At 66.5% G+C, this 21778-nt stretch carries 22 protein-coding genes and 1 pseudogene; 12 read left to right on the top strand and 11 right to left on the bottom strand.

Going from position 1 to position 21778, the window contains the following annotated elements:
* Positions 1–179: 179 nt before the first annotated feature.
* From VFH65_RS30850 to ponA2, 3 genes are read right to left on the bottom strand one after another with little or no spacing between them, the layout of a single operon-like run.
* Complete coding sequence (locus VFH65_RS30850; protein WP_353327150.1) at positions 180–1295, bottom strand: PLP-dependent cysteine synthase family protein; 1116 nt, start codon at positions 1293–1295, stop codon at positions 180–182.
* Positions 1292–2251, bottom strand: a complete 960-nt coding sequence (locus VFH65_RS30845; protein ID WP_353327148.1) for a metallophosphoesterase — start codon at positions 2249–2251, stop codon at positions 1292–1294. The genes VFH65_RS30850 and VFH65_RS30845 overlap by 4 nt, the downstream gene beginning before the upstream one ends.
* 28 nt (positions 2252–2279) lie before the next feature.
* Positions 2280–4721, bottom strand: coding sequence for a transglycosylase/D,D-transpeptidase PonA2 (gene ponA2 / locus VFH65_RS30840; protein WP_353327146.1), 2442 nt, complete (start codon positions 4719–4721; stop codon positions 2280–2282).
* 293 nt (positions 4722–5014) lie between these two features.
* Between ponA2 and VFH65_RS30835 the strand changes: the two genes are divergently transcribed.
* Positions 5015–5368 carry a WhiB family transcriptional regulator gene (locus tag VFH65_RS30835; protein ID WP_353327145.1) on the top strand — a complete coding sequence of 118 codons (354 nt, stop codon included), beginning with the start codon at positions 5015–5017 and terminating at the stop codon, positions 5366–5368.
* On the opposite strand, the gene VFH65_RS30830 is transcribed toward VFH65_RS30835, so the two are convergent.
* Entirely contained in the window at positions 5369–6499 is a 1131-nt protein-coding gene (locus VFH65_RS30830) for an ArsA family ATPase (protein ID WP_353327143.1), read from the bottom strand.
* A 31-nt stretch (positions 6500–6530) separates the two neighbouring features.
* Positions 6531–7550, bottom strand: coding sequence for an ArsA family ATPase (locus tag VFH65_RS30825; RefSeq protein ID WP_353327141.1), 1020 nt, complete (start codon positions 7548–7550; stop codon positions 6531–6533).
* A 48-nt stretch (positions 7551–7598) separates the two neighbouring features.
* Here VFH65_RS30825 and VFH65_RS30820 point away from each other — a divergent pair, with 48 nt between their 5' ends.
* From VFH65_RS30820 to VFH65_RS30810, 3 genes are read left to right on the top strand one after another with little or no spacing between them, the layout of a single operon-like run.
* Positions 7599–7760, top strand: a complete 162-nt coding sequence (locus VFH65_RS30820; protein WP_014817956.1) for a DUF4177 domain-containing protein — start codon at positions 7599–7601, stop codon at positions 7758–7760.
* The gene (locus tag VFH65_RS30815; RefSeq protein ID WP_353327139.1) at positions 7757–8212 is read left to right on the top strand and encodes a RidA family protein; all 456 of its coding nucleotides are present in this window, start codon (positions 7757–7759) and stop codon (positions 8210–8212) included. The genes VFH65_RS30820 and VFH65_RS30815 overlap by 4 nt, the downstream gene beginning before the upstream one ends.
* Positions 8209–8985, top strand: a complete 777-nt coding sequence (locus tag VFH65_RS30810) for an MBL fold metallo-hydrolase (protein WP_353327137.1) — start codon at positions 8209–8211, stop codon at positions 8983–8985. The genes VFH65_RS30815 and VFH65_RS30810 overlap by 4 nt, the downstream gene beginning before the upstream one ends.
* A gap of 48 nt (positions 8986–9033) precedes the next feature.
* Here the strand turns inward: VFH65_RS30810 and crp are convergent, their stop codons facing one another.
* On the bottom strand, positions 9034–9708 hold the full coding sequence (gene crp, locus VFH65_RS30805) for a cAMP-activated global transcriptional regulator CRP (protein ID WP_041312815.1): 675 nt from the start codon (positions 9706–9708) through the stop codon (positions 9034–9036).
* A 128-nt stretch (positions 9709–9836) separates the two neighbouring features.
* On the bottom strand, positions 9837–10130 hold the full coding sequence (locus VFH65_RS30800; RefSeq protein ID WP_353327135.1) for a hypothetical protein: 294 nt from the start codon (positions 10128–10130) through the stop codon (positions 9837–9839).
* A 229-nt stretch (positions 10131–10359) separates the two neighbouring features.
* Here VFH65_RS30800 and nth point away from each other — a divergent pair, with 229 nt between their 5' ends.
* The 4 genes from nth to marP are packed head-to-tail and all read left to right on the top strand — an operon-like array spanning position 10360 to position 13664.
* The gene (gene nth, locus VFH65_RS30795; RefSeq protein WP_353327178.1) at positions 10360–11040 is read left to right on the top strand and encodes an endonuclease III; all 681 of its coding nucleotides are present in this window, start codon (positions 10360–10362) and stop codon (positions 11038–11040) included.
* Positions 11041–11047: 7 nt separating this feature from the next.
* Positions 11048–11695 (top strand): TlpA family protein disulfide reductase, encoded by a 648-nt coding sequence (locus VFH65_RS30790; RefSeq protein ID WP_353327133.1) that lies wholly within the window; start codon positions 11048–11050, stop codon positions 11693–11695.
* Positions 11692–12477, top strand: a complete 786-nt coding sequence (locus tag VFH65_RS30785; protein WP_353327132.1) for an NUDIX hydrolase — start codon at positions 11692–11694, stop codon at positions 12475–12477. Before VFH65_RS30790 ends, VFH65_RS30785 begins: the two co-directional genes overlap by 4 nt.
* Complete coding sequence (marP, locus tag VFH65_RS30780) at positions 12474–13664, top strand: acid resistance serine protease MarP (RefSeq protein WP_353327130.1); 1191 nt, start codon at positions 12474–12476, stop codon at positions 13662–13664. Before VFH65_RS30785 ends, marP begins: the two co-directional genes overlap by 4 nt.
* On the opposite strand, the gene VFH65_RS30775 is transcribed toward marP, so the two are convergent.
* Positions 13661–14611 carry an alpha/beta fold hydrolase gene (locus VFH65_RS30775; RefSeq protein ID WP_353327129.1) on the bottom strand — a complete coding sequence of 317 codons (951 nt, stop codon included), beginning with the start codon at positions 14609–14611 and terminating at the stop codon, positions 13661–13663. The genes marP and VFH65_RS30775 overlap by 4 nt on opposite strands.
* Positions 14611–15138, bottom strand: a complete 528-nt coding sequence (locus VFH65_RS30770) for a phage holin family protein (RefSeq protein ID WP_353327128.1) — start codon at positions 15136–15138, stop codon at positions 14611–14613. The genes VFH65_RS30775 and VFH65_RS30770 overlap by 1 nt, the downstream gene beginning before the upstream one ends.
* A 176-nt stretch (positions 15139–15314) precedes the next feature.
* Here VFH65_RS30770 and VFH65_RS30765 point away from each other — a divergent pair, with 176 nt between their 5' ends.
* Positions 15315–15953, top strand: a complete 639-nt coding sequence (locus VFH65_RS30765) for a S1 family peptidase (protein ID WP_353327177.1) — start codon at positions 15315–15317, stop codon at positions 15951–15953.
* 1 nt (position 15954) lies between these two features.
* Here the strand turns inward: VFH65_RS30765 and acs are convergent, their stop codons facing one another.
* On the bottom strand, positions 15955–17904 hold the full coding sequence (gene acs, locus VFH65_RS30760) for an acetate--CoA ligase (RefSeq protein WP_353327126.1): 1950 nt from the start codon (positions 17902–17904) through the stop codon (positions 15955–15957).
* 104 nt (positions 17905–18008) lie between these two features.
* Between acs and VFH65_RS30755 the strand changes: the two genes are divergently transcribed.
* Entirely contained in the window at positions 18009–18749 is a 741-nt protein-coding gene (locus tag VFH65_RS30755) for an oxidoreductase (RefSeq protein WP_353327124.1), read from the top strand.
* Between the two features lie 412 nt (positions 18750–19161).
* On the opposite strand, the gene VFH65_RS30750 is transcribed toward VFH65_RS30755, so the two are convergent.
* Positions 19162–20019, bottom strand: a complete 858-nt coding sequence (locus VFH65_RS30750) for an HAD-IB family hydrolase (protein ID WP_414688550.1) — start codon at positions 20017–20019, stop codon at positions 19162–19164.
* A 419-nt stretch (positions 20020–20438) separates the two neighbouring features.
* Between VFH65_RS30750 and ssd the strand changes: the two genes are divergently transcribed.
* Both ssd and VFH65_RS30740 read left to right on the top strand, forming a co-directional pair.
* On the top strand, positions 20439–21503 hold the full coding sequence (gene ssd / locus VFH65_RS30745) for a septum site-determining protein Ssd (protein WP_353327122.1): 1065 nt from the start codon (positions 20439–20441) through the stop codon (positions 21501–21503).
* Positions 21500–21778: pseudogene (locus VFH65_RS30740) on the top strand (conjugal transfer protein); the annotation flags it as partial. The gene ssd and the pseudogene VFH65_RS30740, both read left to right, overlap by 4 nt.

The following is a 21778-nucleotide window of genomic DNA, read 5'->3' as shown; positions in this document are numbered from 1 at the left end:
CGCCGCGGGATGGATGTGGGTTGTCGGTGGCGTTATGCACACTGACGGTAGTTAACCGAAGAAGTGAGGCACGAGATGACTGGGCTTGGAGCTTCCATCTATCTAGGATTCTTCGCCCTGGCCGCGTTGTGGCTGTTCTTGACCTCCGACGGCCCGCTGACGGGCGGTGTTTCGGACGATCAGAGCCAGGACCCTGACCGCTCGAACTCCGCCAGCACCGACGCGGACTCCGAGGGGTCCAGCCCCTGGCTGGTCAGCCACTCGTCGCAGAAGTAGGTGTCCGCGTAGCGGTCACCGCTGTCGGCGAGCAGGGTCACCACCGACCCGCTGCGCCGTGCCGCGACCATCTCGGCCAGCAGGCCGAAAGCCCCCCACAGATTGGTTCCCGTCGACGGCCCCACCCGTCGGCCCAGCACGCTACTGACATGGCGCGCGGCTGCGACGGAGGCGGCGTCGGGAACCACCACCATCCGGTCCACCACGTCCGGCAGGAACGACGGCTCCACCCTGGGCCGGCCGATGCCCTCGATTCGAGACGATTTTCCCGTGACGACGTCGCGGCGACCCTGCGCGTAGGCCGGGAAGAAGGCCGAGTTCTCCGGGTCGACCACACATAAGCGGGTGGCATGCCGGCGGTAACGGATGAACCGGCCGATGGTGGCGCTGGTGCCGCCGGTGCCCGCACCGACGACGATCCACTCTGGAATCGGGTGCGCCTCTTCGCTCAACTGCTCGAAGATCGACTCGGCGATGTTGTTGTTGCCGCGCCAGTCGGTGGCCCGCTCGGCATTGGTGAACTGGTCGAGGTAATGGCCGCCCGTCTCTTCGGCCAGCCGCTCCGCCTCGGCATACACTTGCGATGACTCGGCGACGAAATGGCAACGGCCGCCTTGGGATTCGATGAGTGCGATCTTGCTGGAACTGGTCGAGGACGGCATCACCGCGATGAACGGCAATCCCAGCAGCGCCGCGAAGTACGCCTCGGACACAGCCGTCGACCCCGACGACGCCTCGATGACGGTGGTGTTTTCGCCAATCCAGCCGTTGCACAGCGCATAGAGGAACAACGAGCGAGCCAGCCGGTGCTTGAGGCTGCCGGTGATGTGGGTCGTCTCGTCCTTGAGGTACAGCTGAACATTGACTTCGGGGGGAAGCACGTCGCACCACGCCGTCGGCAATGGATACCGCAACAGATGAGTGTCTGCGCTGCGCCGGGCGTCGGCCTCGATCAATCGGACGGCGTTGTCCACCCACGTACGTGGCTGGCTGCGACTAGCAGTTGAGGCCTCAGTCACCGCACGGAAACGCTCGGGTGGGACTGACCCGCCCGAGCCCCGGCGTCACGGCCCCCGGTCGGGGCCGCCACCAGGGTCAACAACGTCGCCTCTGGCCTGCAGCAGAACCGCAGCGGTGCGAACGGCGAGGTGCCGATGCCCGCCGAGACGTGCAGCTGCGTATGTGCACCCCAACGCGACGCGCCCTTGGCCCGCGACCGGTCCAGCTCGCAGTTGGTGACGATCGCGCCGTAGAACGGCAGGCAGAGCTGCCCGCCGTGGGTGTGGCCCGCCATCACCAGTTGGTAGCCGTCGGCCGCGAAGCGGTCCAGCACCCGCGGCTCGGGCGAATGCGTCAACCCGAGCGTCAGGTTGGCAACCGGACTGGCCGGGCCTGCGATGGTGTCGTAGCGGTCGCGGGACAGATGCGGGTCGTCCACGCCGGCGGCGGCGATGCGCAGGCCGGCCACCTCGAACTCACGGCGGGTGTGCGTCATGTCCAGCCAGCCGCGCTCGGTGAACGCCGCCCGCAGATCCTGCCACGGCAGCGGCTCACCGTGTATGCGGTGTCCCGGATTGGTCAGGTAATTCGCGGGGTTCTTCAACCGCGGCGCGAAGTAGTCATTGCTGCCGAAAACGAAAACCCCTGGCACCGACAACAAGTCACCCAGCGACTGGACCACGGCGGGCACCGCCTTCAGGTGCGACAGGTTATCGCCGGTGTTGACTACCAGGTCGGGCTCCCAACGGGCCAGCTCCCGCAGCCAGGCCTGCTTGCGCCGCTGCTGTGGCCGCATGTGGATATCGCTGATGTGCAGCACCCGCAGCGGGGAGGACCCCGGCGCAAGCAAGGGCATCGTGACCTCGCGCGTTACGAACGCGTTCCGCTCGATCAGCGAGGCGTAGCCGATTCCGGCCACCAGCGAGCCGGCGGTGACGGCGGCGGTGTTTTTCAGGACTGTTGAAGCCGCGGGCATGCCCGAGAGCCTACTGCCAGTCGCTGGATCACGGCGGTGGTGGCGGCGCCGGAGGCGGCGGACCCAGTACCGGCACGGTAATGGGCGGCAGGCCGGGGATCTCGACGACCGTCGAGCCTATCTGCGGCGGAAGGCCAGGAATGGCTCCTGGCGGGGGCGGAGGCGGTGGCGGCGGGACGCCGTTGGAGATCTGGATCGTGATGATCGAGCCAGGGACGGTCTGGCCGCTCGGCGAGGTTCCGACCACCGCGTACTTGGGCGCCGTGCTGTTGACCTCGGTGGCCTGATCGGCGACCTGGAAACCCGCGTCACGCAGGCGCTGCCGCGCGGTCTCCTGGGTCAGGCCGGACACACTGGGCACCCGCGAACCGGGTGCTCCTTCGACGTAGCGGGGGTCGGTGGGCGGCAACTTGACCTCGCCGAAATTGTTGGCAATCGGCTTCATCGCGTTGAACCAGGTCCTGGCCGGCTCGTTGCCGCCGAACAGATTGCCGTCACCGCCACACTGGCGCAGCGGGTATGAACACAGCGCACCCGGCGCGGTCGAGTCGTCGTAGATGTAGTTGGCGGCCGCGTACTGATTGGTGAAACCGAGGAAGCCCGCGGACCGGCTGGCTTCCGTCGTGCCGGTCTTACCCGACATCGGCAGGTCCCAGCCCACCGAACCGGCAGCCCCCGCCGCGGTGCCTGCACCCGTGTCGTCCTTGCTCATCGCGTTGGCCAGCGTGTTGGCCAGACCCTCGGGCACCACCTGCTCACAGGTCTCTGTGGTGACCGAGACCACTTTGCCGTCACGGTCGATGACCTCGGCGATCGGGTTCGGCGGGCACCATGTACCGCCCGAGGCCAGGGTCGCGGCGACGTTCGACAACTCGAGCGCATTGACCTCGATGGGCCCGAGCGTGAAGGAGCCGAGATTCTGCCGTTTGACGAAGTCGGCGAGGCTCTCGTTGCTTTCCGGGTCGTAGTCGCGGGCGGTGCCGGGTAGCGCGTAGGAGCGCAGACCGAGCTTGACCGCCATGTCCACCGTGCGCTGCACGCCGACCTGCGAGATCAGCTTGGCGAACGCAGTGTTCGGCGACGTGGCCAGCGCGTCGGTGATGCTCATCGTCCCGCGGTAGTTGCCGCCGTTCTGCACGCACCACGTGGCGGCCGGGCAGCCTCTGGCGCCGCCGCTGCCTAGGCCCTTGGCCTCGAACCGGGCCGGAGCGTCCAGCTGGGCGTTGATGCCCATGCCCATGTCCATCGCGGCCGCCGTCGTGAAGACTTTGAAAACCGAGCCCGCGCCGTCACCGACCAGCGAGAACGGCTGCGGCTGCATGGTCTCCCCGGCGTCGAGGTTCAGGCCGTAGGTCCGGTTGCTGGCCATCGCCAGCACCGGATGCGACTCCTTGCCCGGCTTGATCACGCTCATCACGCTGGCGATGCCCTCGATGTCGGGGCTGGCGATCTCGTTGACCGCGGCCTTCACCGGGATCTGCACATCGGGGTCCAGCGTGGTCTTGATCAGGTAGCCACCCCTGGCGACCTGTTCCTTGCTGATCCCGGCGCGCGCCAGGTACTCCAGCGCGTAATCGCAGAAGAACGCGCGGTCGCCCGCGGCGATGCATCCGCGCGGCAGCTCGTTGGGCTGCGGCAGGATGCCAAGGGGCTGCTCCTTGGCGGCGCGCAATTCCTCGGTGTGCTCTGGCAGGTTCTCAATCATGGTGTCCAGCACCACGTTTCTACGAGCCATCGCGCCATCGGGATTTGTATAGGGGTTCAGCGTGCTTGTCGACTGCACCAGGCCGGCGAGCAGGGCGGCCTGCTGCCAGTTCAGCTCGGAGGCGTTGATGCCGAAATAGGTCTGTGCGGCGTCCTGGATTCCGAATGCGCCGTTGCCGAACGAGACCAGATTCAGATAGCGGGTGAGGATCTCCGGCTTGGTGAACGTCTTGTCCAGCGTGAGGGCCATCCGGATCTCGCGCAGCTTGCGGGCGGGGGTGGTTTCAATGGCCGCCCGCTTTTCGGCATCGGTCTGCGCGATCACCAACAACTGATAGTTCTTGACGTACTGCTGTTCGAGGGTTGAACCGCCGCGGGTATCGAGATTGCCCGAGAGATATCCGGACAGGCCGGTCAGCGTGCCCTGCCAGTCAACGCCGTTGTGCTCGGCAAACCGCTTGTCCTCGATCGAGACGATCGCCAATTTCATGGTGTTGGCAATCTGTTCGCTGGGTATCTCGAAGCGGCGCTGGGTGTACAGCCAGGCGATCACATTGCCCTTGGCGTCGACCATCGTCGACACCTGCGGCACCTCGCCCTCGACCAACTGGGCCGAGCCGTTGGCAACCACGTCGGAAGCCCGGTTCGACACCAGGCCGAAGCCGCCAACCACAGGAAACATCAGCGCCGCGGCGACCACGCTGGCCAACAAGCAGCACCACGCGAGCTTGATGACCGTGACTGCGGTCGGTGGGCGCTCCGGCATGCGTACAGACTAACTACGCCGCCGGTCAGTGTGCGCCGAGGCAGTCGATGTCAGGAAATGCCAGCTATTAGCGGGCGCAGTAACCTGCGCTAGCGTCAATATTGAGCCTGACGGCACGGTCGTCCCAAAAAAGTACCTTCTTACCCATTGCGCAGAACCGCCCTGACCACCTAAGTTGGGCTCACAGTGCGATGCAGGTCACACTAGACCCTCGCAATGTGGCGTAGATCGCATCAGCGTTCTACACCGGAGGACTAAGCCGTCGCTTGGTGGCTGGAACGAAGGGATCGCTGGTGTCAGGTACAAGGCCCGCAGCGCGCAGGACAACCAACCCGTCGGCCCACAGCATTGTCCAAGGCGCAGAAGCCGAGGCCCGCATCGCCTGGGTATCCCAGGCCCGGTGCCGCCAAGCCGATCCAGACGAACTCTTCGTGCGCGGCGCTGCCCAGCGCAAAGCCGCAGTCATTTGCCGCCACTGCCCGGTGATCCTGGAATGCGGCGCCGACGCCCTCGATAATCGTGTCGAGTTCGGCGTGTGGGGCGGTATGACCGAACGCCAACGTCGCGCCCTGCTCAAGCAGCACCCCGAGGTGGTGTCCTGGTCCGAGTTCTTCGCCGCCCAGCGCAAACACCGCAGCGCCGTATAGCTACGCCGCGGCCGCTTCGCCGGTGATCTGGTCGGCGATCGCCCGCAGCGCCTCCAGGTCCGAAACGTCGAACGGCAGCGAGGGCACCCCGACGATCGCGACATGCGGGTTGGCGCCGGTGAATCGTGACAACAGCCGGACCTCACGCTTGGCCGTCGACGCCCGGTCCGCGTGAATGCGCAGCACAGCCGCCGCCAACGCATTGGGATCCGTCTTCTCGATCTCCTCTGCTGCCTCCTGCGCCTTGTCGGCATGCAGGTCGCATAGCGTCGGATGGGTGCGGTTGAGGATCAGGCCGGCCAGCGGCATGTGTTCCTCGGAGAGCCGGTCGACGAAGAACGACGCCTCCCGCAGGGCGTCCGGCTCGGCCGCCGACACCACCACAAACTGGGTACCGCGCCGCTTGAGCAGCTCATAGGTGCGGTCGGCCTTCTCGCGGAATCCGCCGAACGTGGTATCGAGCATCTGGACGAAACCTGCTGCGTCGGCAAGCATTTGGGATCCGAGCACGGTGGACAGCGCCTTCATGGCCAGCCCGACCGCGCCGGTGACCAAACGTCCGATACCGCGGCCTGGTGCCAGCAGCAGCCGCCAAAGCCGGCTATCCATGAAGCTGCCCAACCGTTTTGGTGCGTCCAGGAAGTCCAGTGCATTGCGCGACGGTGGGGTGTCGACGACGATCAGGTCCCACTTGTCTTGGCCGAGAAGCTGACCCAGCTTCTCCATCGCCATGTACTCCTGCGTGCCCGCAAGCGACGTCGCCACCGTCTGATAGAACTGGTTGTCCAGAATCGCTTCGCCCCGTTCGGGTCCTGAGTACTGAATCACCATCTCGTCGAACGTGCGACGCATGTCGAGCATCATGGCGTGCAGTTCCCCGGGTACCTCGGGCGCGAGCGGCACTCGCTGCGGCGAGTTGCCCAGATCTTTGATGCCGAGCGCCTGAGCCAGACGCTTGGCCGGGTCGATGGTGAGCACGACGACGGTGCGGCCATATTCGGCGGCGCGCAACGCCATTGCCGCCGCCGTCGTGGTCTTGCCGACACCTCCGGCGCCGCAGCACACCACGACGCGGTTGGACGTATCGGCCAGGATCGAGCCCATATCGAGGACCGGTGGGGTGACGCTCATCGACTCTGCCTTCTGGTCCGCTTCACTACGTTCATCGGACGCCTTGCCTTTCAAGGGCTTCGGCCAGCTCGTAGAGGCTGCCCAGATCGACGCCGTCGGCTATCTGCGGCAACTCGAGGCGCGCCACGTCGTGCTCGTCGAGCTGCTCGGCGCTTTCGGCGCGCGCCGTAATCCGCGTCGCATGCTGGATTGCCTCGGTGAGCAAACCGGCAAAGTCACTGTCCGCCAAGGTGATTCCTGCTTCTGCAAGACCGTTGCGTACGGCGTCGGCGTCGATGTCGCCCTCGGCGGCCTTGGCCAAGTCGTCGGGTTGGAGGTACACGGGGATGTTGCGGTTGACGATGACGCTACCGATCGGCAAGTCCAATTCCTTGAGCTCGTCGATCGCCTCGAGTGTCTCCTGCATGGGCAACGCCTCGAGCAGGGTGACCAGGTGGATGGCGGTCATATCGGAGTGCAGCACCTTCACCACGCTCTCGGCCTGCGAGTGCACGGGACCGCCCTTGGCCAATTCCGACACCGCCTTGGTGACGTCGAGGAAGCGGGCGATGCGGCCTGTCGGCGGCGAGTCCACCACGATCGCGTCGTAAGCGGGCTGCTTGCCTTTCTCGGCGCGGGTCACGATCTCCCTGATCTTGCCGGTGAGCAGCACGTCACGCAGGCCCGGCGCGATTGTCGTCGCGAACTCGATGGCACCGATGCGCCGCATCGCCCGGCCGGCAAGGCCCAGGTTGTAGAACATGTCGAGGTACTCCAGGAACGCGGCCTCGATGTCGATGGCCAGCGCGTTGACATGACCGCCGCCGTCGGCGGTGGCGATCTTGACCTCTTTGTACGGCAGCGGCGGCACATCGAACAACTGCGCAATGCCTTGGCGCCCTTCGACTTCCACCAACAACACCTGGCGGCCACCCGCGGCCAGTGCCAGCGCCAGCGAGGCCGCGATGGTCGACTTGCCGGTGCCGCCCTTGCCGGTAACGAAGTGCAGACGCGCCTTGCTCAGGCGGGACGGCCAGCCCAGATGTTTCTGGCCGTTCGGTGTGGTAGCCACCCATGCATGCTAACCAAGGCCGACCTGGTGCCCGATAAGCTCAGCCACATGAGCGAACCGACCCGCTGGGAGTACGCCACCGTCCCGCTGCTGACACATGCGACCAAACAGATCCTCGACCAGTGGGGCGAAGACGGCTGGGAGCTGGTGTCGGTGCTGCCCGGCCCGACCGGCGAGCAGCATGTGGCGTATCTGAAACGACCCAAATGAGCTGGTCCGCCCGGCTGGCCGAGCTAGGGATCGCGCTCCCCGGGGTGGCTGCGCCGCTGGCGGCCTACGTGCCCGCGGTGCGGACCGGCAACCTGGTCTACACGGCCGGCCAGTTACCCATTACGTCGGGCAACTTGGCGGTGACGGGCAAGGTCGGCGCCGAGGTGACACCCGAGGTCGGCAAGACGCTGGCCCGGGTGTGTGCGCTCAACGCGCTGGCCGCGGTGCATTCACTGGTTGGCATCGACGCCATCACCCGCGTGGTGAAGGTGGTCGGATTCGTCGCCTCCGCACCCGGCTTCACCGGCCAGCCCGGCGTCGTCAACGGCGCGTCGGAGCTGTTCGGGGAGGTCTTCGGTGACGCGGGTGCGCACGCCCGCTCGGCGGTCGGGGTGTCCGAACTGCCGTTGGACGCGCCCGTCGAGCTCGAGCTCATCGTCGAGGTGCGGTGAGGATCGAGCATCCCGCGTATGGCCTGCTGCGCCCGGTCACCGAGACCGCGTCGGTGCTGCTGTGCAACAACCCCGGGCTGATGACACTCGACGGCACCAACACCTGGGTGCTGCGGGGGCGGGGGAGCGACGAAATGGTAATCGTCGACCCTGGACCCGAGGACGACGAGCACATCGCGAAGGTGGCCGAACTCGGCACGATCCCGCTGGTGTTGATCAGCCACAAGCATGAGGACCACACCGGCGGCATCGACAAGATTGTCGAGCGCACCGGCGCCGTCGTCCGTTCCGTCGGCAGCGGGTTCCTGCGGGGCCTCGGCGGACCGCTGAGCGACGGCGAAGTCATCGACGCCGCGGGGCTGCGCATCACCGTGATGGCCACGCCCGGGCACACCGCCGACTCGGTGTCGTTCGTGCTCGACGACGCCGTGCTGACCGCCGACACGGTGCTGGGCCGCGGCACCACCGTCATCGACAACGAAGACGGCAGCCTCGGCGATTATCTGGAATCGCTTCGCCGCCTGCATGGTTTGGGGCAGCGCACCGTGTTGCCCGGCCACGGCCCGGATCTCGACGACCTGGAAGCCGTCAGCGCCATGTACTTGGCGCACCGTGAGGAGCGACTCGACCAGGTTCGCGGCGCACTACGCACACTTGGCGACGACGCCACCACGCGTCAGATCGTCGAACACGTCTACACCGACGTCGACGAAAAGCTATGGGACGCAGCCGAATGGAGCGTGCAAGCGCAAATCGATTACCTACGACGCTGATTTGCGGAGTCTTACCGGCGCTCACCGCCGCTGCGGCTCCACAAATCGCTAGCGGGCGCGACGGGCCAGACGCTCGGAGTCGGAGATCAGCACGCTCTTGCCCTCCAAGCGAATCCAGCCGCGGTGGGCGAAATCGGCGAGCGCCTTGTTGACCGTCTCGCGCGAAGCGCCGACCAACTGCGCGATCTCCTCCTGCGTCAGGTCGTGCGTGACGCGAAGCGCCCCGCCCTCCTGCGTGCCGAACCGCTGCGCGAGTTGCAGCAGCTGCTTGGCGACGCGACCGGGCACGTCGGTGAAGATCAGGTCGGCCAGGTTGTTGTTGGTGCGACGGAGCCGGCGGGCCAGCACTCGCAGAAGCTGCTCGGCGATCTCGGGCCGATCGGCGATCCACGCGCGCAGCGCGTCGCGGTCCATCGACACCGCTCGTACCTCGGTGATGGTGGTCGCGCTCGACGTCCGCGGGCCGGGGTCGAAGATCGACAGCTCACCGAACATGTCGGACGGGCCCATGATCGTGAGCAGATTCTCGCGACCGTCGGGTGAGCGGCGGCCGATCTTGACCTTCCCCGAAATGATGATGAACAGCCGGTCGCCAGGCTCCCCCTCTGCGAACACGGTGTGTCCGCGTGGGAAGTCGACGGGCTGCAATTGCTTGGTCAGCGCGGATACGGCGCTGGGTTCGACCCCCTGGAAGATTCCGGCCCTCGCCAGGATCTCGTCCACGTTGCCCCTCTTAAGCTGTTGGGTGATATGACATGCCAAAGCCGACCTCTTACTGGTTAGCGAGATCAGTCTAGAGGTACGCCGCGCCGACATTGTCGGCATAGTGCCTCCGGTGCGACGTGCCCACGCTACACACGATTCGCATGCCGAGTCGGCTGAAATTCAGGATTCGGCCGGTGATGCACGTATAGCCGCGTCGGCAAACCTGGTGCAACAGTAGAGGTAGCCAACCCGCTGCGCGGCGACTCCCGCTCGTGCAGTCGCTCATTCAAACAGTCCAGCGCACGGCTCATTCCGTCTCGCGCCAGCGTGTCGACGTCCTCGGCCTCGGCCTGCTCCAGGAACTTGGCCACATCGGTGGCCGAAACGGTGTCGCGGCGCAGACCCGATTCGAGGCGCTCCAAACCGAATGTTGCCAACATCAGCAACCCCGGAATAAGCGCAACGAGCAACCAAGACACAAGGGTGAAGTAAACACGGCCAAGGTCTCAGCGGGATTACGAATTGTCACCGGTCCGCAGTCTGGCTGTCGGACCTCTCAGTACGCTGGGATTCGTGACCGTGGGTGAGACTTCAGCCGCCAAGCCGACCAGGCGCGCCCGCAAGCGCGACGGCGAAACCCACCTCGGGCTGGTCAGGAGGGCGCGACGGATGGATCGCGCACTGGCACAAGCGTTTCCGCATGTGTATTGCGAGTTGGACTTCACCAATCCGTTGGAGTTGACGGTGGCGACGATTCTGTCGGCGCAGAGCACCGACAAGGGGGTGAACCTGACCACTCCCGCGTTGTTCAAGCGCTACCGCACGGCGTTGGACTACGCGAAGGCCGACCGCACCGAACTCGAAGAGCTCATCAGGCCCACCGGCTTCTACCGCAACAAGACGACATCACTGATCCGGCTCGGCCAGGAACTCGTCGAGCGGTTCGACGGTGAGGTGCCGTCCACCCTGGAGGAGCTCGTCACCCTCCCAGGTGTCGGCCGCAAGACCGCCAACGTCATCCTCGGCAATGCGTTCGGCGTTCCCGGCATCACCGTCGACACCCACTTCGGCAGGCTGGTCCGGCGCTGGGCGTGGACCGAGGAGGAGGACCCGGTCAAGGTCGAGCACGCGGTCGGCAAGCTGATCGAGCGCAGCCACTGGACCGACCTGAGCCACCGGGTGATCTTCCACGGTCGCCGCGTCTGCCACGCGCGCAAACCCGCTTGCGGTGTGTGCGTGCTGGCCAAGGACTGCCCCTCCTTCGGTACCGGACCGACCGATCCGCTGATCGCCGCGCCGCTGGTCAAGGGCCCCGAGACCGAACACCTGCTGGCGCTGGCCGGGCTGTAAGCCCCACATGAGACTTTCGACCCGTTGGACCATCGCGGTGATGGTCGTCGTGGTCGCGCTCGGCGCGGCGTTGTGGGCGCAGCTCGGCGACGACGGTTCGCGCACCGGATCGACAGGGCCGGCATCGGCCCGCGACCGCCGCGACGCCGACACCGCCGAAGCGCTGGCCGGTCCTCGTGCGCGGGCGGATCTCGACCCATGTCCGTCACCCAGCACTGGCGCCGGCCCCGAGGCCTTGGGCGGCATCACCCTCGAGTGCGCAGGCGACGGCTCGAGCGTCGATGTCGCTAAGGCCGTGGCCGGTCGCGCGACGGTGCTCAATCTCTGGGCGTACTGGTGCGCGCCGTGCGCCGAGGAGCTACCCGCGATGGCCGAGTATCAGCGGCGCGTCGGGCCCGATGTGACTGTGCTGACCGTGCATCAGGACGAAAACGAAACCGCTGCGCTGCTGCGGCTGGCCGAGCTGGGCGTGCGGCTGCCGACGTTGCAGGACGGCCGTCGGCTCATCGCCGCCGCACTGCAGGTGCCTAACGTGATGCCCGCGACGGTAGTGCTGCGCCAGGACGGTAGCGTTGCCGAAATCCTGCCGCGGTCCTTCGCGAACGCTGACGAGATCGCCGCGGCGGTGAACCCAGAGATAGGAGCATCGGGGTGAGCTGGGGCAGCGAGGGGGATGAGCTGATCCCCCTGAACCCTGATGCAGCGCCGGCGTGGCTCAAGCCGCTGGTCGACAACGCCGACCACGTCAAGCGCGCCTATCGACACCGGGTTCCCCCCGAGATGCTCGCCGTGGTGATGGCGGCGGGCGCGAAATCCGCAATCAGGGGAGACAGCCGTGACGCCGCGGTGCTCGTGCTGTTCTCCGGTCCTGCCGACGCTGACCATCTTTCCGACGATGCCGACCTGCTGGTCACGGTCCGCGCGTCGACGCTGCGCCACCACGCCGGCCAAGCCGCCTTCCCTGGCGGCGCGGCCGATCCTGGCGACGCCGGTCCTGTGCACACCGCGTTGCGGGAGGCCAACGAGGAGACCGGCATCGACACCGGCAGGCTGCACCCGCTGGCGACGCTCGAGCGGATGTTCATTCCGCCGTCCGGGTTCCACGTCGTGCCGGTGCTCGCGTACTCGGCTGATCCTGGCCCTGTGGCCGTCGTCGATGAAGCCGAAACGGCGGTCGTTGCTCGCGTGCCGGTGCGCGCGTTCATCAATCCCGAGAATCGAATCATGGTGTACCGCAAGGTCAATACTCGCCGCTTCGCCGGTCCGGCGTTTCTGCTCAACGAGATGCTGGTGTGGGGGTTCACCGGCCACGTGATCTCGGCGATGCTCGACGTCGCCGGCTGGGCTGAGCCATGGAACACCGACGACATCCGCGAACTCGATGAGGCAATGGCCCTCGTCGGCCACAGTGACAGCTACGGTGAAGCCCAACAATGACATCGTCGCAATGGCTTGACCTCGCCGTACTCGCAGTGGCCTTCGTCGCCGCCATCTCGGGCTGGCGGTCGGGCGCGCTCGGCTCGCTGCTGTCGTTCGTCGGGGTGGTGCTCGGCCTCGTGGCCGGGGTGTTGTTGGCCCCGCACGTGGTGGGCAACGTCGACGGCCCACGCACCAAACTATTCGTGACCTTGTTCCTGATCCTCGCGCTCGTGGTGATCGGCGAGATCGCCGGCGTAGTCCTCGGGCGCGCAGTGCGCGGCGCCATCCGCAACCGCACGCTGCGCACCTTCGATTCCGTGATCGGGGTGGGCCTGCAGGTAATTGCGGTGCTGATGGCCGCGTGGATGCTGGCCACCCCGCTGACCTCGTCCGACCAGCCCAACCTCGCAGCGGCCGTCCGCGGCTCCAAGGTGCTGGCCGAGGTCGACAGTTTGGCACCGACATGGCTGAAGGCCGTGCCGACGCGGTTGAAGGGGCTGCTGCTCGACACCCCGGGCATACCCGACGTGTTGCAGCCGTTCGACCGAACGCCCATTGTCGCGGTCGACGCCCCCGACGCCGCGCTGGCCAACGACGCCGTCGTCGCCGCGACCCGCCCGAGCGTGGTGAAGATCCGCGGCGTCGCACCCAGCTGCCAGAAGGTGTTGGAGGGCAGTGGTTTCGTCGTCTCACCGAACCGCGTCATGTCTAACGCACACGTGGTCGCCGGCTCGGACAGCGTGACCGTCGAGGTCGACGGCCAGAACTACGACGCCTCCGTGGTGTCCTACGATCCCGACGCCGACATCTCGATACTTGACGTGCCTGACCTGCCGTCACCACCGTTGGCGTTCGCCGACAAACCGGCGCCGACGGGCACCGACGCAGTCGTCATGGGATACCCCGGCGGCGGGGATTTCACCGCGACACCCGCGCGCGTTCGGGAAATCATCGAGCTGAACGGTCCGGACATCTACCGCAAGGCCACCGTCACCCGCGAGGTTTACACCATCAGAGGTACTGTGCGACAAGGCAATTCGGGCGGCCCGATGATCGATCGCGGCGGTAAGGTACTTGGCGTGGTGTTCGGCGCCGCGGTCGACGACGCCGACACCGGGTTTGTGCTCACCGGCAACGAGGTCTCGCGTCAGCTCGCCAAGGTCGGCAATACCCAGCGCGTGCCCACCGGGGCCTGCATCGCCTAGGTTCCGTAGACCTGCTTCAGATACCGCGACAGCTGCTCGTTGACCAGCTCTGGTGCTTCCTCGTGGCCGAAATGCCCTGCGCCGGTGACTGATACGTAACGCCCGTGCGGAGCGTAGTGCTGTGTCCGGTTCACCGGATCGGCCAGCACGTAGGGGTCGGCGTCGCCGCGCAGGTGCAGCACCGGCACCCCGAGCGGCCGCTTCATCGAGCGCATGAACCGGCGACCCTCGCCGCGCAGCTGACTACGCACCGCCCATCGCTGATACTCCAATGCCGAGTGCGCCGCGGAAGGGATCTGAATCGCCCTGCGCATGTGCCGGATGGTTTCGGAGAAGTCTTCGGACGCTTGCCATTTCCCGCTGGCCCTGCTGCGTACCAGCCGTTCCAGCTCCTCGGCGTCGTTGCGGATCAACGACCGCTCTGGCCATATCGGCACCTGATAGCGCAGCATCCACGGCAGCAGCGCCCGGCCCTGGTCGCGCCGCGTCAGCGCCGAGGCGCGCAGCGCAACCGGATGCGGCGAACTGACCACCGCGATGGCGCGCACAACGCGCGGGTGCAGCACCGACGTTGCCCAGCAGACCAGGCCGCCGTCGGCGTGACCGACCAGCGTCGCGGTCTTGTGGCCGAGCGCCCGTACCAGCCCGGCCGTGTCACCGGCCAGCGTCCAGCCGTCGTAGCCCCGCGGAGGTTTGTCGCTACCGCCGTAGCCGCGCAGATCGACGGCCACCACACGGGCGCCGGTCAGGCCGCGCAACTGGTGACGCCACGACCACCAGAACGAGCCGAACCCGTGCAGCAGAATGACCAGCGGACGTTCGGTCATCGGTGACGCGTCAGCGGACTCCGCTTCGACGACATGGAAGCGAATACCGTTGGCGTGCACTTCGAGATGGCGCCACGGACCGTCGATGCGGACAACCGACGGATCGGGCGGTTGGGCCATTACCAGCCTGACGGATCGGCGGTCGGATCCTTGGCCTGGCCGTCGCGTGACGTGAGTGCTCTGTCGTGGCCCGGTGTGAGCGCCTCGCGGGTTTCCTTCACCGATTCGATGGTCTGCTGCGGACCCCGGATGCGTCGCACCTTCAAATAGCCGAACAGCGCCAGCACCGCGGTGACAACCACCATGATCCCGAACACGATCAGGAAAGCAGCCCAGCGCCAGAGCCAGGTGTCGAGCAGTTCGGCGACGAAGAAGAAGAAAAAGAACGTCGAGTAGAACAACACCACCAGCGCAAGGATGAAGAAGACGCTGCCGGTGAGGCCCTTCTTCACATCGCGAGTGATCTCGGCCTTGGCCAGTTCCACCTCGGCCCGCACCAGCGTCGACACCTGAGCCGTCGCATCCTTGACGAGGTCACCGATTGACGGGTCGGCCTTGGCGGCGTGCGGGTCTACCAGCGGTATCGAGGTCACAGTGGTCGGCACGCCATTCCTGCGATCACTCACGGAACACTTCCCTCCCCGCATCTGATGTCAGTCGCGGTTCATGTTGCCATGTGGCGTCCCGCTAAACGATCCCGGCCGACGTTAGACTGTCTCAGTTCTTGGTTGGGCAGGTCGGGCACGTCGATGGGGGAAGTGACTTGAGGACCAGCGGCCGCTGCCGGATGGTTTGCGCGGCGATCGTGGCCCTTGCCGCATTGATGCCGACGAGCGCCGTTGCCAACGCCCAAGAGCCGGTCCCTCTTGGCGGCGGCTCGGGGCTTGTCGTCGAGGGCGAGACAATGTGCACGCTCACCACGATCGGCAACGACAACCGCGGCAACCTGATCGGCTTCACCTCCGCGCACTGCGGGGGCCCCGGCGCGAAGGTGGCGGCCGAGGGCGTCGAGAACGCCGGCGTGATCGGCACGATGGTGGCAGGCAACGACGCCCTCGACTACGCGGTGATCCAGTTCGACCCGGCCAAAGTCCGGCCGGTCAACAATGTCAACGGCTTTCAGATCGACGGGCTGGGGCCCGATCCGGTGGTCGGCGACATCGCGTGCAAGCTGGGCCGCACCACCGGCTACTCGTGCGGCGTGACGTGGGGACGGGGCACTGAGCCCGGCACGATCGTCAACCAAGTCTGTGGGCAGCCAGGCGATTCCGGCGCTCCCGTCACGGTGAACAACCGGCTGGTTGGGATGATCCACGGCGCGTTCAGCGAGGCACTGCCGACGTGCGTCGTCAAGTTCATCCCGCTCCACACCCCGGCGGTGACCATGTCGTTCAACACCCAGCTCGCCGACATCACCGCCAAGAACCGGCCGGGAACAGGCTTCGTCCCGGTCGGCGCCTAGATTACTTGCTGGCCCGGATCGCCTCGAACACGCTGGGATCCACCAACGTTGACGTGTCGCCGAGCTCGCGTCCTTCGGCGACGTCGCGCAACAGCCTGCGCATGATCTTGCCGCTGCGGGTCTTGGGTAGCTCCGGTACGACGTGAATCTCCCTGGGCCGCGCGATCTTTCCGATCTCCTTGGCGACCTGCTCGCGCAGCTCGTCGACCATGCTCTCGTTGTCAGGTGCGTGGGATTCCAGGATGACGAAGGCGCAGATACCTTGGCCGGTGGTCTCGTCGTTGGCACCGACAACCGCGGCCTCGGCCACGCCAGAGTGCCCGACCAGAGCCGACTCGACCTCGGTGGTCGAAATCCGGTGGCCCGAAACGTTCATCACGTCATCGATGCGGCCGAGCAGCCAGATGTTGCCGTCGGAGTCGACGCGTGCGCCGTCACCGGCGAAGTACCAGCCTTGCTTGGCGTACCGCTCCCAGTACGTCTCCTTGTAGCGCTCGGGATCGCCCCAGATACCGCGAAGCATCGACGGCCACGGCTGATCGAGCACCAAGTAACCCGTCACATGCTCTTCCTCGTCGGCGCCGGGTTGTAATTGGTTTCCTTCTTCGTCGACGATAATCGCCGAGATGCCCGGCAGCGGTGCCATCGCCGAACCCGGCTTCGCGGCAGTCACACCGGGCAGTGGCGAGATCATGATCGCGCCGGTCTCGGTCTGCCACCACGTGTCGACGATCGGAGTTCGATTGCCGCCGAAGGCATCCCGATACCACCGCCACGCCTCGGGGTTGATCGGTTCACCGACCGATCCCAGCAGGCGCAGGCTGGACAGGTCGTGAGCGTCGGGAATCTTTCGGCCCCACTTCATGAACATCCGGATCAGCGTCGGTGCCGTGTAATAGATTGTGACGCCGTACTTCTCGATCACTTCGAAGTGCCGGTGCTCGTCGGGTGAATTCGGGGTGCCCTCGTAGACCACCTGGGTCACGCCGTTGGAGAGCGGGCCGTAGACGATGTAGGTGTGGCCGGTAACCCAGCCGATATCCGCTGTGCACCAATAGACGTCGGATTCGGGCTTGACGTCGAAGACGTAATGATGCGTGTACGACGCCTGGGTCAGGTAGCCGCCCGAGGTGTGCATGATGCCCTTGGGCTTGCCGGTGGTGCCCGACGTGTACAACAGGAAAAGCGGGTGCTCGGAGTCGAACGCCTCCGGCGTGTGTTTTGCCGACGCCTTTTCAACCGTGTCGTGCCACCACAGGTCGCGGCCCTCGGTCCACGGAGTGTCAATCCCGGTGCGGCGCACCACCAGAACGTGCTCGACCGACTTCTGTCCCTCTACCGCCTCGTCGACTGCTTCCTTGAGCGAGGCCGCCTTGCCGCGCCGGTATTGGCCGTCGGCGGTGATCACCAGCTTGGCCTCGGCGTCCTCGATGCGGGCGGCCAGTGCGGACGACGAGAACCCGGCGAAGACCACTGAGTGCAACACGCCCAGCCGGGCACACGCCAGCATTGCGACGATGGCCTCGGGCAGCATCGGCATGTAGATCGCCACTCGGTCGCCTGCGACAAGGCCAAGATCGGTCAGCGCGTTGGCGGTCCTGCAGACATCGGCCAGCAGCTCGGAGTACGTGATCTCGCGACTGTCGTCCTTGGGCTCGCCCTCCCACCGGATGGCCACCCGATCGCCGTTGCCTGCCTCGACGTGGCGGTCAACGCAGTTGTAGGCGACGTTGAGCTTGCCGCCGACGAACCACTTGGCGACGGGGGCTTGCGACCAGTCGAGCACGTCGGTAAACGGTGTGTCCCACGCCAACCGGTTGGCTTGCTTCGCCCAGAAAGCCAGCCAGTCGGCCTCGGACTCGGCATACAGATCCTCGCCCGCATTCGCCTGCGCGGCGAACTCTTGCGACGGCGGATAAGCGGATGGAGCTTCGGTGTGCGTGTCGGACATGTCTGTGAGCGTAGTCACCGAAGGTTGCATGGAGGTTGGTAGTCACAACGCCGGCTGCGGGCGGCAGATGATGCGCGCCGAACGGTCGGCTAACGTCGGCTGCCGTGACCGATCCGCTTGCCCCGCTCGCCGAGCTGCCCGGTGTCGCGGACGCTAGTGAGCAAGCCCGCGAGGCGTTGGGCCGTGCGCATCGGCACCGGACGAATCTCCGCGGATGGCCGGCGACAGCAGCAGAGGCCGCGCTGCGAGCGGCGCGGGCGTCGGCGGTGCTGGACGGCGGTTCGCTGCGGCTCTCGGCCGACGGTGACCCAGACCCGGTGCTGGCCGGTGCGCTGCGGGTGTCGGAGGCGCTGGAGGGCGGCGCGACGTCGTTGGTCGGGGTGTGGCAGCGGGCGCCGCTTCAGGCGATCGCTCGGTTGCACTCGCTGGCGGCCGCCGATCTGGCCGACGATGAGCACCTCGGACGCCCGCGCGCGGATGCCGGCATCGGGCGCCGGCTGGAGCTGCTGGCCGACATCGTCACGGGTCAAACGCGAGTGCCCGCGCCGGTGCTCGCCGGGGTCGTCCACGGTGAGCTACTGACATTGGAACCGTTCGGCACCGCCGACGGCATCGTGGCAAGGGCCGTTTCGCGTCTGGTGACCATCGCAGGCGGCCTCGACCCGCATGGCCTTGGCGTGCCGGAGGTCTACTGGATGCGTCACTCCGATGACTATCGCGCTGCGGCGCGAGGGTTTTCCTCCGGCACGCCCGACGGCCTCGCGGCGTGGTTGGTGCTCAGCTGTCGCGGCTTGCATGCCGGCGCCAAAGAGGCGTTGGAGATTGCTGCGGCCACCTCTTCGTAGGTGGTCACAGCAAAAAGAACGGGCGACGCTCCGAATGACTTCGGCTCGCCGCCCGCTAGCACGGACTCCGGTTACCAAGCGTGCTTTTGTGGGTTGCGTGGGTTGGTCTCGGCGTCCTTGCGATGCGCTGCGTCTGCAACCCCACCCAAAGGGTCGTCGTGGCGTCCGCTCTTCGCAATTACGCAGACCCGCAACACTTTTGCCTATTCCGCGGCATGTGCTCCGCGTGGGTGCCTGGGTCCGTGCTGGGTAGCCTGACTCGGGAGATCGAACCTTCTCTTCCGGCTCGGTCTTGGCCTCGCCAAGCTTCCGTGCCTCCTTTGTACTCCGTGACCACGGTCACAGCAAGGGTCAATTCGGTGTGACACATGATCGTTACGGCGAGCCCGCTAGCTACTACACGAAGTAGCCGTCAGAAAGCGAAACGCCGCAGCAGCGAGTACGTCAGGGCGCCTGCTGCCAGCGCACTCACTCCGACGGCCGCAGTGGTGGCCACGGCCGCGCCCGACGGCGCAGAGATGCGGTCACGAAGGGACACCGGTTTCGAGAAGGTCAGCACCGGCCAGCCCCGCGCCGCGGACTCTTTGCGCAACGCGCGGTCCGGGTTCACCACGGTCGGATGCCCGACCGCTTCGAGCATGGGCAAATCGGTGATCGAGTCGGAGTAGGCGTAGCAGTACTCGAGGGCGTACCCCTCGGTGGCGGCGAGTTGCCGGATCGCCTCGACCTTGCCCTCGCCGTAGCAGTAGAAGGCGATCTCGCCCGTGTAGCGCCCGTCTTCGACAACCATCCGGGTCGCCATCGCGTGAGTGGCGCCGAGGGCGCGGGCGATCGGCGCGACAATCTCCTCGCCGGACGCGGAAACGACGACCACATCGCGACCGCACAACTTGTGGTCGGCGATCAGTTCGGCGGCTTCGGCGAACACCAACGGGTCGACGATGTCGTGCAATGTCTCGCCGACGATCGACTTCACCTGTTCGACGTCCCAGCCGGTGCACATGTTCGTGATGTAGGAGCGCATCCGGTCCATTTGGTCGTGGTCCGCTCCGGACATCAGGAACAGAAACTGGGCGTAGGTCGACTTGAGAACGGCCCGCCGATTGATTAGCCCCTGATCGAAGAAAGGTTTGCTGAAGGCCAACGTGCTGGACTTCGCGATGACTGTCTTATCAAGATCGAAGAACGCGGCGGTGCGAATGGGTCTGCCGGCCGGCATGCCCGGTCGCGGCACAATCGGTCCCCCGCTAGCCGGATCGGATGCGGTCACACGCCCAGCATAGGGGCCGCTGCGTGACAAATCGCGACAGAGTGTACAAATTGGCAGTTCACGACACGTGCCGGTGACTGCAATCTTTCCTGGTCTCCAGTGCTTTCTCCGGCAAGCAGGACTTGCGCTGATCCGGACTGCCGTGTGTATAGTGAGCGTTACTCGGCTTATGCCGGGTGTGCATCAGCCCGACCCCCCGGGGCTGATACACGACGACCTCCGCCTCCTCCCCCCCTGGCGGGGGTCGTCCCTTTTTCAGGGGAGGTTTCGCATAGCGGACAAATCCTTAACTTTCATTTCGTTGCGGAATGTGGTTTTCACTAGTTACATACCGCGGGGTTTGTCCACACATCGCGTTCTATCCCCAGACTTCCTCACCGTGATAGCGGTGCGTCGGCGCCCGCCAGCAAGGTGGGGTCATGACCGCAACCAACGCGATCTTGGCCCTGGTCGGCGACCCCGTACTGCGCGACGACGTGGACCGGGTCGCTGCGGCATCGGGCCTGCCAGTGGTGCACGCCGCCGAACCGTCGAGCCGCAAAGTATGGACCGCTGCAATAGCCGTCCTGCTCGACGTGCATGCGGCTCGCCGCTGCGCTGACCGCGCACTTCCGCGGCGGGGCCGCGTCATCCTCGTCGGCCGAACCGAACCGTCGGCCACCGATTGGGAAGCCGCCATTGCGGTCGGCGCCCAGCACGTCGTCAGCCTGCCGGCTCAGGACGGCGCGCTGATGGGCGAACTGTCCGATGCCGCGGAGGCCGCACGCGACGACGGCCGTCGGGGGGCGGTCGTCGCGGTGACGGGCGGCCGCGGCGGCGCGGGCGCGTCGGTGTTCGCGACCGCACTAGCGCAAGCCGCCACCTGCGCGTTGCTCATCGACGTCGACCCGTGGAGCGGAGGCATCGATTTGGTCGCGGGCACCGAGGCCGAGGGCGGGCTGCGCTGGCCCGATCTGGCGCTGCAGGGGGGTCGGCTCAACTTCACGGCGCTGTGCGACGCATTGCCCCGGCGCAACGGGGTCAGCGTGCTGTCGGGTGGACGCGGCGGCGGTGACATCGACGCCGCACCGCTGGGCGCGGTGATCGATGCCGGCAGTCGCGGCGGCGCCACAGTCATCTGCGATGTGCCGAGGCGATCGAGCGGCGCGGCGGAAATAGCACTGGATAGTGCGGACCTCGTCGTCGTGATCGCGCCTGCCGATGTGCGGTCATGCGCCGCCGCGTCGGCGATCGCTGGCTGGGTGTCGGGCATCAATCCCAACGCCGGCGTCGTGGTTCGGGGCCCGGCGCCGGGCGGTCTGCGATCCGGCGACGTCGCCGACATCGTCGGCCTGCCCCTGCTCGCGGCTATGCGTCCAGAGTCCGACGTGGCCGCGGTCCTCGAACGAGGTGGGCTACGGCTGCGGCGGCGGTCACCTCTGGCCGTAGCAGCGCGACGCGTACTGGCGGTAGTGCATCAGCACTCGGCGGTCAACGCGGCATGAGCACATCGCTGATCGACAGGGTCCGCGAGCGGCTGGCCGCCGAGAACGCGCCGTTGCGACCGAACGTGGTGGCTGCCGCGATTCGGGCCGAATCCGGGGGAGTGCTCGGCGACGCCGAGGTGCTGAGCAATCTGCGCGTGCTGCAGACCGAGCTGACGGGCGCGGGAATCCTCGAGCCGTTGCTCTGCGCAGACGGCACGACCGACGTCCTGGTCACCGCGCCCGACGCCGTATGGGTCGACGATGGAAACGGATTGCGCCGCAGCTCGATTCGA

Source organism: Mycobacterium sp. (genome assembly GCF_035697385.1).
Lineage (GTDB): Bacteria > Actinomycetota > Actinomycetes > Mycobacteriales > Mycobacteriaceae > Mycobacterium.
The sequence above is the reverse complement of the archived record's forward strand: the minus strand, read 5'-3'. Positions and strand labels throughout refer to the sequence as shown.

Excerpts from the sequence above, each read along its gene's own strand:
- VFH65_RS30830 (WP_353327143.1), bottom strand. The coding sequence starts at position 6,499 with ATGAGCGTCACCCCACCGGTCCTCGATATGGGCTCGATCCTGGCCGAT.
- acs (WP_353327126.1), bottom strand. The coding sequence starts at position 17,904 with ATGTCCGACACGCACACCGAAGCTCCATCCGCTTATCCGCCGTCGCAA.
- VFH65_RS30800 (WP_353327135.1), bottom strand. The coding sequence starts at position 10,130 with ATGTTGGCAACATTCGGTTTGGAGCGCCTCGAATCGGGTCTGCGCCGC.
- marP (WP_353327130.1), top strand. The coding sequence starts at position 12,474 with ATGACATCGTCGCAATGGCTTGACCTCGCCGTACTCGCAGTGGCCTTC.
- VFH65_RS30820 (WP_014817956.1), top strand. The coding sequence starts at position 7,599 with ATGAGCGAACCGACCCGCTGGGAGTACGCCACCGTCCCGCTGCTGACA.
- VFH65_RS30845 (WP_353327148.1), bottom strand. The coding sequence starts at position 2,251 with ATGCCCGCGGCTTCAACAGTCCTGAAAAACACCGCCGCCGTCACCGCC.
- VFH65_RS30815 (WP_353327139.1), top strand. The coding sequence starts at position 7,757 with ATGAGCTGGTCCGCCCGGCTGGCCGAGCTAGGGATCGCGCTCCCCGGG.
- nth (WP_353327178.1), top strand. The coding sequence starts at position 10,360 with ATGGATCGCGCACTGGCACAAGCGTTTCCGCATGTGTATTGCGAGTTG.
- VFH65_RS30765 (WP_353327177.1), top strand. The coding sequence starts at position 15,315 with ATGCCGACGAGCGCCGTTGCCAACGCCCAAGAGCCGGTCCCTCTTGGC.
- VFH65_RS30790 (WP_353327133.1), top strand. The coding sequence starts at position 11,048 with ATGAGACTTTCGACCCGTTGGACCATCGCGGTGATGGTCGTCGTGGTC.
- ssd (WP_353327122.1), top strand. The coding sequence starts at position 20,439 with ATGACCGCAACCAACGCGATCTTGGCCCTGGTCGGCGACCCCGTACTG.
- ponA2 (WP_353327146.1), bottom strand. The coding sequence starts at position 4,721 with ATGCCGGAGCGCCCACCGACCGCAGTCACGGTCATCAAGCTCGCGTGG.
- VFH65_RS30775 (WP_353327129.1), bottom strand. The coding sequence starts at position 14,611 with ATGGCCCAACCGCCCGATCCGTCGGTTGTCCGCATCGACGGTCCGTGG.
- VFH65_RS30770 (WP_353327128.1), bottom strand. The coding sequence starts at position 15,138 with ATGCGGGGAGGGAAGTGTTCCGTGAGTGATCGCAGGAATGGCGTGCCG.